The following is a 10,754-nucleotide window of genomic DNA, read 5'->3' as shown; positions in this document are numbered from 1 at the left end:
TACGGCATCGATCCCGTCCCGCTGGGGAAGAGGGGCGACGGGCGGCTTCCTGCGACCCCGCATCCTCGCCCCTCTCCCTGATCGCCCGGTGACGCAAAAGAGCCCCACCGAAGTGGGGCTCCTGCTGGTGTCCGAGGGGGGACTTGAACCCCCACGCCCGATAAAGGGCACTAGCACCTCAAGCTAGCGCGTCTGCCATTCCGCCACCCGGACAAGGTGTCTGTCGTGCGCGGGACCCTTTCGGCGGGGTTTCCCTCGCGGCGACGAAGGAAACATTACCAGGCTTTCGAGGGTGGCTGATCACCCCCCGCCCCCGCGGGGCGGTCGCGCGTGAACGGCGTGTGACGGGCCGGGACCGGTCTTGGGCGGCGGGCGGGGGAGAGGGAGGATGAGGAGGACCACCAGCAGCGACAGCGCGGGAGGAAGCACGTGAGCGAGACGGACACGGCCAGGGGCGTCACCGGCGAGGACGAGGTCGTGGACCTCTGCCGCGAGCTGATCCGGTTCGACACCAGCAACTACGGCGACCACTCCGGCCCGGGCGAGCGGGCGGCCGCCGAGTGGGTCGCCGAGAAGCTCGCCGAGGTCGGGCTCGAGCCGAAGATCTTCGAGTCGCACCCCGGCCGCGCCTCGACGGTGGCCCGCATCGAGGGGGAGGACCCGTCCCGGCCCGCGCTGCTCATCCACGGCCACCTGGACGTCGTACCGGCCAATGCCGGTGACTGGACCCACCACCCGTTCTCCGGTGAGGTCGCCGACGGGTGCGTGTGGGGGCGTGGCGCCGTCGACATGAAGGACATGGACGCCATGACCCTCGCGGTCGTGCGCGACCGGCTCCGGAGCGGGCGGCGGCCCCCGCGGGACGTCGTGGTCGCCTTCCTCGCCGACGAGGAGGCCGGCGGCACGTACGGCGCCCGCCACCTGGTCGACCACCACCCCGAGCTGTTCGAGGGCGTCACCGAGGCGATCAGCGAGGTCGGCGGCTTCTCCTTCACCGTGAACGAGCAGCGCCGGCTCTATCTGATCCAGACGGCCGAGAAGGGCATGCACTGGATGAAGCTGACCGTGGCCGGCACCGCCGGGCACGGCTCGATGATCCACCGGGACAACGCCATCACCGAGCTGTCCGAGGCCGTCGCCCGGGTCGGCCGGCACAGGTTCCCGGTGCGGGTCACCAAGACCACCCGGGCCTTCCTCGACGAACTGGGCGACGCGCTCGGCACCGAGCTGGACCCGGAGGACATGGAGTCCACCCTCGCCAGGCTCGGCGGCATCGCCAAGCTGATCGGCGCGACCCTGAGCAACACCGCCAACCCGACCCAGCTGAACGCCGGCTACAAGGTCAACGTCATCCCCGGCGAGGCCACCGCACACATCGACGGACGGTTCCTGCCCGGTCACGAGGAGGAGTTCCTCGCGGACCTCGACCGGCTGCTCGGACCGAACGTCCGCCGCGAGGACGTGCACGCCGACAAGGCGGTCGAGACCAGCTTCGACGGGGCGCTGGTGGAGGCCATGCAGTCCGCGCTGCTCGCCGAGGACCCGACCGCGAAGGCGATCCCGTACATGCTCTCCGGCGGTACGGACGCCAAGTCCTTCGACGACCTCGGCATCCGCGGCTTCGGCTTCGCCCCGCTGAAGCTGCCGCCGGAGCTGGACTTCGCCGGCATGTTCCACGGCGTCGACGAGCGGGTGCCGGTCGACGGGCTGCAGTTCGGGGTGCGCGTGCTGGACCGCTTCATCGACGCCTCGTGAGGCCCTGGGCCCAGGTATTCGGGCGCCCGTACGAGATCGCCTGGAACGGGTGAATGCGACGATCGGTTCGTAGCTTCATTAGTTCCTCCTCGTTACAGGTGATGTGACTCCGCGCCTTGGAGTCGTATTGCCAACAAGGAGGAATAATGATCAAGAAGGTCGTCGCTGCTGCGGCTGCCACCGGTGGGCTGGTTCTCGCGGGCGCGGGCCTCGCCGTCGCAGACTCCGGAGCTCAGGGTGCCGCCGTGCACTCGCCGGGCGTCGTCTCCGGCAATGTCATTCAGGTGCCCGTGCACGTCCCGGTGAACGTCTGCGGCAACACGGTCAACGTGATCGGGCTCCTGAACCCCGCCTTCGGCAACACCTGCGTCAACAAGTGACGACGACCTCCTGAGGGGGGCGTCATTTTTGAGCCGTCGGCCCCGGAGCGCGCGCCATGCGCTCCGGGGCCGACCGGCCTCTTGCGCGGAGACACGATCCGCGAGGTTCGCAACGCAACCGCGAGGCACAGCAGGATCGAAGGCAGGGGAAAATCAGAATGCGACAGGGCACCCGCAAGGGCCTGATGACGATGGCGGCGGCCACCGGTGTGATCGCCGCAGCGAGCGGCTATGCCCACGCCGACGCGGGCGCGGCCGGCGCCGCCGGCCGCTCACCCGGCGTACTGTCCGGCAACACGGTGCAGGTGCCGGTGCACGCTCCGGTGAACGTCTGCGGCAACACCGTGAACGTCGTCGGACTGCTCAACCCGTCCGCGGGCAACACATGCGCCAATCACGGCGGCGCTTCGGGGGGACACGGCGGTTCCGGCGGCTCGCACGCGGGCGGCCACACCGGCGGCTCGCCGGGCGTCGGTTCCGGCAACACGGTGCAGGTGCCGATCGACGCTCCGGTGAACGTCTGCGGCAACAGCGTGAACGTCATCGGAGTCGGCAACGCCACGCACGGCAACGACTGCACCAACCACCAGGGTTCCGGCGGCTCGCACGCGGGCGGCCACACCGGCGGCTCGCCGGGCGTCGGTTCCGGCAACACGGTGCAGGTGCCGATCGACGCTCCGGTGAACGTCTGCGGCAACAGCGTGAACGTCATCGGAGTCGGCAACGCCACGCACGGCAACGACTGCACCAACTCAGGCGGCGGCAACCACAGCCAGCCGCCGGGCGGCGGCTCCGGCAACCCGCCCGGAAAGCCGGGCAACCCGGGCCAGCCAGGGCACCCGGGTCAGCCGGGACACCCCGGTCAGCCGGGCCATCCCGGTCACCCGGGAAGCCCGTCGACCCCGCCCGGCCGCGGCGGTCACACGCCCCACGGGCCCCATGGGTCCACCCAGGTCACGCAGCACGGCGGCCGCTCCACCCAGCCGCTGACCAACGCCCAGCTCGCGCACACCGGCAGCGAGCTGCCGCTGGACCTCGTGCTGCCGGTCGGCGCGGGCGCGCTGCTCGCGGGCGCGGTGCTCTACCGCAAGGCGCGGGCCACGTCGTAGCCGGAGCCGCCGGGTACGGAGCACAGTGAACGGAGCGGGCCCCGCCAGGTCAGACGGGGCCCGCTCCGGTTCAGTTCGCCGGCCTCACCACGTGGCACGCACCTGGCGGATGATCCGCCGGCGCAACCGCACCCTGCGGCTGCCGTCACGCAGCAGGCTCAGTCGGTCCAACTCCCAGTGTCCGTACTCGGCATGGTCCGTCAGCAGACGTGTGGCCTCCTTGCGGGACACCCCGCGAGGCACGTACACGTCGACAAATTCGTATTCCGGCATCGCATCTATTGTGCGGGCTGGGGCCCGGTACGGATAGCGTCTGCACTATGTCTGATGCTGCGCAGCCCACCGCTGCCGAGGTACGCGCCGCCGCCGAGGCGGTCAAGACCGCGCTCGACCGTCATCTGGCCGCGGTCGAACGCAGGTCGGGGGAGGACGACCCGGCCGTCCTGGAGGCGTTCAACCAGCTGGCCGCGGCCGCCGAGGTGTACGACGAGCTGCTCTACGACCGCTATGACGAGGTCACGCCCTTCGAGATCCCCGGTGCGGAGGAGCTGCCGCCGTACGCGGGCCCCGAGGAACCCCACGCGATCAGCGTGCTGATCCGCCGCGACTACGCCGTGGCCGAACCCCAGCGGCTGCTGGCCCAGGCCCAGCGGGTCGAGGCGGCGGAGTACTCGGCCGCCGGCGGTCTCGCCGAGGACGCGGCCGGTACGGTGCCGGGGGCGCTGGGCATCCTGTTCGGCGAGTTCGAACCGGACGAGATCGCGTCCCGGCACAAGGAGTTCGGCCTGGAGGAGGGCGACTCCACGCTCTGGGTCACCGCGGCGGACGAGACGCCCGAGGCCGGGGAGTGGCTGGAGACACCGTTCGAGCACGTCGATCCGCAGCAGGTCGTGTGCCGGTTCGATGTCAGCGCCGTGTTCGACGAAGAGGCCGACGACGAGGCCGACGACGAGGAAGTGGACGAGGACGAGGATCTCGAGTTCGTCGAGGACGAGGGTCTGGAGCCGCTGGACACCGAGAAGTGAGCGTGCACCGGCGGTGCCGTCGAACCTGAGGCCGGTACGGCACCTCCCCCACTGCCCCATGGGCGTGGGGGACCCCCGGATCCGCCGTCGTGGCTGGTCACAGCTACGACGGAACGAGCCTCACACCCGCAGCAGCGTCTGCAAGCGGGTCGTGCGGGGCTTGGCCGGGATCTCGGCCACCGCCTTCGCCAGGGCCTGCTCCACACCGTGGACCACGGACAGATGCCGCTCCGCCCGGCCGAACGCCGTGTACACCCAGGGCCTGCTGAGTGCCTGCGCCGCATCGCCGGGCAGCACCACGACCACCGCCGGCCAGCGCGCGCCCACCGCCTGATGCGCGGTCAGCGCCCAGCCGTGCCGCACGGCGCCCTCCACCCGCTCGCGCGGTACGACCACGGGGGTGCCCGCGCACGACAGGTGCAGTCCGTCCGCGTCGGCCTTCACCACCACGCCCGGCACCGTACGGCCCGCAGCGGGGGAGTAGGCGACCCGGTCGCCCGGGTCGAAGCCGCCGAAGCGGCCGGGGCCGGGGTTGAGGCGTTCCTTGAGCGCCGCATTGAGGGCACGGGTGCCCGCGGCGCCACCGTGCCCCGGAGTGATCACCACGGTCTGGTCGGCCGGGACACCGATCGCCCGTGGCACCGAGTCCGCGACCAGCTGGACCGTCCGGTGCACGGCCTCTCCCGCGTCCCGCACCGGAACGATGACGATCTCCTTGCCCGGGGCGGCGACCTGGGCCAGCTCGCCGACGCCGATGCCGGAGACCAGCTCGCCGAGCGGGCCCGGGTCGGGAAGGCGGGAGGCGATCTGCGGGCAGGCGCGGGCGGCGAGCAGGTCGGCGAAGACCTCTCCCGGACCGGCCGACCACAGCACCGCCGGGTCGCCGCTGAGCACCAGCCGGGCCCCGTCGGGCAGCGACTCCACCAGCACCGCGGCGCTCTCCACGTCGAGTTGCGGCGCGTCCAGCACGATCAGCAGGTCGAGTTCCAGCGCGCCGCCAGCGTCCCGGCCCGGTCCCTCGGCGCCGGACAGCAGGCCGGCGACCGTGCCCACGCCCTGCTCCGCCGGGCCGGCGCCCGGCAGTGCGGCGAAGCGGTCACGGCCGTCGGGCGTGTGGCAGACGGCGAAGGCCCGCAGGCCCGCGGCGCGCGCGGCCCCGAGCAGCGCGGCCGGTTCGGCGCGGGCCGCCTCCCCGCCGGTGTGCAGCACCAGACCGTGCCCGGCGGCCGCGCGAGCCAGCTCGGCGGCCCCGCCGGAGACCGACTCGGCGGCCGACTGCCAGGGCCGCTCGGTCTCCTTGGACAACGAGTTGACCAGCCGGGCCAGGGCGTCGGCGAGACTCTCCTCGGCCAGCGCGTACCGCTCCAGGCCGACGAGGACGCGCACCGGGCGCTCCCGCTCCTCGTCGGTGTCCTGGGGCGTGGGCGCACCGGTGTCCTCCAGCGCGTCCTGGAACGCCAGGGCCTCGCCCTCCGCGAGCGTGCTCTGCACCGCCGCGTCCGGGTCCGGCACGCTCTGCCGGGCCAGCGCCGCGGTGAGCACGGGCAGTTCCAGCGCGGTGTGCCCGGCCAGGGCCGCCTGCTCCAGCAGCCACGCCGTGACCGCGCGGCCCCGCCGTTCGTCGTCCGGACCGCAGGCGGCGCCGAGCAGCGCGCGTGCGAAGCCGTCGGCCTGGTCGGGCCGTACACCGCTGATCCGCAGCAGCTGCCAGGGGTCCGCGCGCAGCGCCGCGTCGGCGCCCTCGCCGAGAGCCGCGGCCACCTGGGCGGCGAGGGCCTCGGGCGCGCCGCCCTCGGCCAGCACCCGGCGGACGCCCTCCACCGTCTCCGGTGCCGGGCTGGCGGGGGCGGCGGCCGGGGCGGGCGCGGGCCGCGGCCGGCTCACGGGCTCCGGGGCCGGGCGCCGCGGTGCCGGCGCGGGCTCGGTGAACACCGTGGCCGCCGGCTTCTCGCCGCTCTCCACGGCCCGCACCGCCGCGAGCAGGTCGGCGGCCTTGCCGCTGAGCTTGGTGCCGCTCTGGATCGGGCCCGACTTCTCGGCCTTGCGCCGCTCGATCCGCTCCCGCTCGATCCGCTGCGCGGCCAACTCGGCCTCCGCCTCGGACAACTGACCCGCGTCCTTGCCCTCGCCGTCCGCGTCGCCGCCGCTCTCGTCGGTGACCGCGCTGCCTTCGGCCTCGTCCGCGCCGCTGCTGTCGGCGTCGTTCGCACCGCTGTCCCCGGGCGAGGTGTCCCGGGCCGGGGTCCCGGGTGTGTCCGGCGTCCCCGGCCCGGCGTCCTCCGTGGTCTCCGGCTCCGTGCTCACAGCGTGCTCCAGTCGTGATCGGGATAGCGGTGCACGGGCGCCGACACATCGTCCAGCGCCCGGCAGATCTCGTCAGGAAGACTAAGGGCCTCCACTGACAACGCCGCCGTGAGCTGCTGTGCGGTGCGCGCGCCGACGATCGGCGCGGCCACGCCGGGCCGGTCCCGCACCCAGGCGAGGGCGACCTGGAGCGGGGTCACCGCGAGCCCGTCGGCGGCGGTCGTCACCGCGTCCACGATGCGGGTCGCGGTGTCGTCCAGATACGGCTCCACGAACGGGGCCAGGTGCTCGGAGGCGCCGCGCGAGTCCGGGGGAGTGGTGTGCCGGTACTTGCCGGTCAGCACGCCCCGGCCGAGCGGGGAGGAGGGCAGCAGGCCCACGCCGAGGTCGAGCGCGGCGGGCAGCACCTCGCGCTCCGCTCCGCGTTGCAGCAGCGAGTACTCCAGCTGTGTGCCGGCCAGCCGGGTGCGCAGGCCCGGCGCCGCGAGCTGCCAGGTGGCCGCCTTGGCGAGCTGCCAGCCGCAGAAGTTGGAGACGCCGGCGTAGCGGGCACGGCCGCTGCTCACCGCTGTGTCCAGGGCCTGGAGCGTCTCCTCCAGGGGGGTGCCGGGGTCGTAGGCGTGGATGTGCCACAGGTCGACGTAGTCCGTGCCCAGCCGGGCCAGGGACGCGTCGAGGGCGGCGAGCAGATGGCCGCGGGAGCCGTCGACGCGGCGGTCGGGATCGGGCACGCTGCCCGCCTTGGTGGAGATCACCATGTCCCGGCGCGGCACCAGACCGTCCATCAGCCGCCCGAGCAGATACTCCGCCTCCCCGTCGCCGTACACGTCCGCGGTGTCGACGAGGGTGCCGCCGGCCTCCCAGAACGCCTTCAGCATGTCCGCGGCGTCGTGCTCATCGGTGTCCCGGCCCCAGGTGAGGGTGCCGAGTCCGATCCGGGACACGCGCAGGCCGGTACGGCCGAGATGCCTCTGCTCCATGTGCGCGAGATTACTGGCCAGAGGCGGTGCGGTGGGTTGCCTGTGGATAACGGGGGCCGGCTGCGGGATCCCGCGTGGTGGGCAGCCGACGGCGCTGCCGCTCCCTAAGGGGCGCGGGGGACGCTAGGGTCACCACCGACAACGACGTTACTCATGGGTAAGGGGATTCGGCCATGCAGCTCGGGATCAACCTCGGCTACTGGGGTGCCGGTATGGACGGGGACAATCTGGCCGTGGCGCAGGAGGCCGACCGGCTGGGCTTCTCGCTGTGCTGGGCCGCCGAGGCCTACGGCTCCGACGCGGCGACGGTCCTGTCCTGGGTCGCCGCGCAGACCGAGCGCATCGACGTCGGCTCGGCCATCTTCCAGATCCCGGCCCGCCAGCCCGCGATGACCGCGATGACGGCCGCGACGCTCGACTCGCTGTCCGCAGGGCGGTTCCGGCTCGGGCTCGGGGTGTCCGGACCGCAGGTCTCCGAGGGCTGGTACGGCGTCAAGTTCGACAAGCCGCTCGCCCGCACCCGTGAGTACGTGGAGATCGTGCGCAGGGCCATGACGCGCGAGCGGCTGACGTACGAGGGCGAGCACTGGACGCTGCCGCTGCCCGGCGGCCCGGGCAAGCCGATCAAGCTGACCGTGCACCCGCAGCGCGAGCACATCCCGCTGTACATCGCCGCGATCGGCCCGAAGAACCTGGAGCAGACCGGCGAGATCGCCGACGGCGCCCTGCTGATCTTCCCCGCCGCCGACCACCTCGAGGACACCACCCTGAAGTACCTGCGCGCGGGGCGTGAGAAGGCCGGCAGGACCCTCGACGGGTTCGACGTCTGCCCGACCCTGCCCATCGCCGTCGGCGACGACAAGGACGTGGCCCGGCTCGCGGACACCTTCCGGCCGTACACCGCGCTGTACGTCGGCGGCATGGGCAGCGCCAAGCAGAACTTCTACAACCAGCTCGCCCAGCGCATGGGCTACGAGAAGGAAGCCGCCGAGATCCAGCAGAAGTACCTGTCCGGCGACAAGCAGGGCGCCGCGGCCGCGGTCCCGCAGGACCTCATCGACAAGACGACACTGCTGGGCTCCGTGGACCGGATCGCCGACCGGATGAAGGCCTACGCCGAGGCCGGTGTCACCACGCTCAGCCTCTCCCCGGCGGGCTTCACGCTCGAGGAGCGGCTCGCCTCCCTGCGGGCCGGCCACGAGGCCCTGGAGCGCGCCGGTCTGGCCTAGGGGCTTCAGCGGCCGTGGTGGGGGCTCGGGGGTCTTCCCCGCCACGGCCGTCACCGGGAACAACGCGCCGGGCGCCGCACGGTTACGACGGAGGTGTCATCCTTTCGGCGGAGCGGACGAACACAGCTGTTGCACGCCCCGTCCGTGCACCTTTCACTCTTTTTATGCTTTCGGCCAAGAGTCTGTTCCAGGAGATCCTCGACTACGACGAGGCGTTCCGGCTCTTCTGCTCCATCGCCGCCGGCGGGGAGTTCCAGGGCGGCTGGGAGAACGGACGGATCGCCACGCTCGTGCCGCAGAGCGAACGCGCGCTGGCCCCGAAGATCGCCCGCCACGGCGCCGACGAGGACAAGCACGGACGCATTTTCCAGGCGCTGATGAGGAAGCGGGGGCTCACCCCCGTCCCCGTACCGCCCGAGACCCACTACACGATGCTCCTGGAGCGGCGCGGCACCGGCCTCGCCCACGACAGGCTCAGGCGCGACGAGCCGCTCACGGTGCGGGACATCATCGTCTACCTCGCCCACAGCCGCGTCACCGAACAGCGCGCCGCCGACCAGATGCTGACGCTCGGCCGGCACTTCGCCGGCCATCCCGAGATCGGCCGGGCGGTACGCGTGATCTCCCACGACGAGGACAACCACCTCGCCTACACCCACGAGCAACTGCTGCGGTTCGCCGCCCACGGGCACGGCCGGCTGATCCGGCGCAGCCTGCGCGAGTGCGCCCTCGCCGAGATCCGCGTCCACCGGGACGTCAGCCTCGCCGTGATGGCCCGCATGGGACGCATCCTGGGCTGGTCCACGGCCAGGTGCGCGCTGCTCGCGGCCGGCATCCACGCGGTCTACGCCTATGAGCGACTCGGCGGCTGGCGCCGCATGGTCAGCCTCCGCATGCCCCGGCGCCGCGACGCCCTCGGCGGCTCCGCCACCCCCGCCCCCGAGTTCGCCTGAGCCCCGGGCGGAGCGGGCCTCACAGCCAGCCGCGCCGCTTGAACAGCCGGTACAGCAGCACCTCCAGTGCGGCCATGGCCAGGATCACCGCCGGATACGACCACAGCCAGTGCAGCTCCGGCATGTGGTCGAAGTTCATGCCGTAGATCCCCGCGATCATCGTGGGGACCGCCGCCATCGCCGCCCACCCGGAGATCTTCCGCATGTCGTCGTTCTGCCGCACGCTCATCTGCGCCAGATGCGCCGACAGGATGTCCGACACCAGCCGGTCCAGGGCCTCCACGGACTCGTTCACCCGCATGAGGTGGTCGCTCACGTCCCGGAAGAACGGGCGCGCCTTGTCGTGGACGAACGGCACCGAGCCGCCGAACTGTCCCGTGCCCGCCAGCCGGGTCAGCGGCAGCGCCAGCGGGCCGGTGGCCCGGCGGAACTCCAGGACCTGCCGTTTGAAGCCGTAGATCCGCGACGCGGTGTGGCGCGAACCCCCGCCCTCCGGCTGGAACACCTCCGCCTCCAGCTCCTCCAGATCGGTCCCCAGCTCCGTCGCCACCTCCAGGTAGTGGTCGACGACGGCGTCGGCGACCGCGTACAGCACGGCGGTCGGGCCCTTGTCGAGCATCTCCGGCTCCTCCTCCAGCCGCCGCCGTACGGCGGCCAGCGGCGAGCCCTCGCCGTGGCGGACGGTGACCACGAAGCTGTCCCCGACGAAGAGCATGATCTCGCCGGCCGAGACGGTGTCGCTCTGCGGCTCGTACACCACCGGCTTCAGGACCATGAACAGCGAGTCGTCGTACACCTCCAGCTTGGGCCGCTGATGCGCCTTGAGCGCGTCCTCGACCGCCAGCGGATGCAGCCCGAACTCCCGGGTGACCAGGTCGAACTCCCGCTCGGACGGCTCGTACAGGCCGATCCAGACGAAACCGCCCGCCGCCCGCGCCTCCCCGAGCGCGTCGGACAGGTCCTCCGGGCCCTCCGTACGGTGCCCATGCCGGTAAATCGCACAGTCGACGATCACGGAG

General features: G+C 72.5%; 10 protein-coding genes and 1 tRNA gene. 6 read left to right on the top strand and 5 right to left on the bottom strand.

What is annotated here, in order from left to right; translation table 11 throughout:
* Window positions 1-125 precede the first annotated feature (125 nt).
* Window positions 126-213 (bottom strand) — tRNA-Leu (locus tag ACZ7HQ_RS28800).
* A gap of 216 nt (window positions 214-429) precedes the next feature.
* On the opposite strand from ACZ7HQ_RS28800, the gene ACZ7HQ_RS28795 reads away from it, so the two are divergent.
* The 3 genes from ACZ7HQ_RS28795 (at window position 430) to ACZ7HQ_RS28785 (ending at window position 3,244) form a co-directional block, all read left to right on the top strand.
* Window positions 430-1,755 (top strand): M20/M25/M40 family metallo-hydrolase, encoded by a 1,326-nt coding sequence (locus ACZ7HQ_RS28795; protein WP_470995777.1) that lies wholly within the window; start codon window positions 430-432, stop codon window positions 1,753-1,755.
* Window positions 1,756-1,901: 146 nt separating this feature from the next.
* Window positions 1,902-2,135: a chaplin ChpH gene (gene chpH, locus ACZ7HQ_RS28790; RefSeq protein WP_031162172.1), complete on the top strand. Its 234-nt coding sequence runs from the start codon at window positions 1,902-1,904 to the stop codon at window positions 2,133-2,135.
* Between the two features lie 158 nt (window positions 2,136-2,293).
* The gene (locus ACZ7HQ_RS28785; RefSeq protein ID WP_470995774.1) at window positions 2,294-3,244 is read left to right on the top strand and encodes a chaplin; all 951 of its coding nucleotides are present in this window, start codon (window positions 2,294-2,296) and stop codon (window positions 3,242-3,244) included.
* 84 nt (window positions 3,245-3,328) lie between these two features.
* Here the strand turns inward: ACZ7HQ_RS28785 and ACZ7HQ_RS28780 are convergent, their stop codons facing one another.
* Complete coding sequence (locus ACZ7HQ_RS28780; protein WP_014671721.1) at window positions 3,329-3,517, bottom strand: DUF5703 family protein; 189 nt, start codon at window positions 3,515-3,517, stop codon at window positions 3,329-3,331.
* Window positions 3,518-3,564: 47 nt separating this feature from the next.
* On the opposite strand from ACZ7HQ_RS28780, the gene ACZ7HQ_RS28775 reads away from it, so the two are divergent.
* The gene (locus ACZ7HQ_RS28775) at window positions 3,565-4,269 is read left to right on the top strand and encodes a hypothetical protein (RefSeq protein WP_470995771.1); all 705 of its coding nucleotides are present in this window, start codon (window positions 3,565-3,567) and stop codon (window positions 4,267-4,269) included.
* A gap of 120 nt (window positions 4,270-4,389) precedes the next feature.
* On the opposite strand, the gene ACZ7HQ_RS28770 is transcribed toward ACZ7HQ_RS28775, so the two are convergent.
* Window positions 4,390-6,573 carry a helix-hairpin-helix domain-containing protein gene (locus ACZ7HQ_RS28770; RefSeq protein ID WP_470995768.1) on the bottom strand — a complete coding sequence of 728 codons (2,184 nt, stop codon included), beginning with the start codon at window positions 6,571-6,573 and terminating at the stop codon, window positions 4,390-4,392.
* Entirely contained in the window at window positions 6,570-7,553 is a 984-nt protein-coding gene (locus ACZ7HQ_RS28765) for an aldo/keto reductase (RefSeq protein ID WP_470995765.1), read from the bottom strand. Before ACZ7HQ_RS28765 ends, ACZ7HQ_RS28770 begins: the two co-directional genes overlap by 4 nt.
* Window positions 7,554-7,726: 173 nt before the next feature.
* On the opposite strand from ACZ7HQ_RS28765, the gene ACZ7HQ_RS28760 reads away from it, so the two are divergent.
* Together ACZ7HQ_RS28760 and ACZ7HQ_RS28755 are read left to right on the top strand one after the other, a co-directional pair.
* Window positions 7,727-8,782: an LLM class F420-dependent oxidoreductase gene (locus tag ACZ7HQ_RS28760; protein ID WP_470995762.1), complete on the top strand. Its 1,056-nt coding sequence runs from the start codon at window positions 7,727-7,729 to the stop codon at window positions 8,780-8,782.
* 164 nt (window positions 8,783-8,946) lie between these two features.
* Entirely contained in the window at window positions 8,947-9,735 is a 789-nt protein-coding gene (locus ACZ7HQ_RS28755; RefSeq protein ID WP_470995759.1) for a ferritin-like domain-containing protein, read from the top strand.
* A 19-nt stretch (window positions 9,736-9,754) separates the two neighbouring features.
* Here ACZ7HQ_RS28755 and corA read toward each other — a convergent pair whose 3' ends face one another.
* Window positions 9,755-10,750 carry a magnesium/cobalt transporter CorA gene (corA, locus tag ACZ7HQ_RS28750; RefSeq protein WP_470995756.1) on the bottom strand — a complete coding sequence of 332 codons (996 nt, stop codon included), beginning with the start codon at window positions 10,748-10,750 and terminating at the stop codon, window positions 9,755-9,757.
* Window positions 10,751-10,754: the final 4 nt, after the last annotated feature.

The sequence above is a fragment of the Streptomyces sp. NPDC037290 genome, assembly GCF_055603245.1.
Note: the sequence above shows the minus strand (reverse complement) of the source record. Positions and strands in the feature narration are given on the sequence as shown.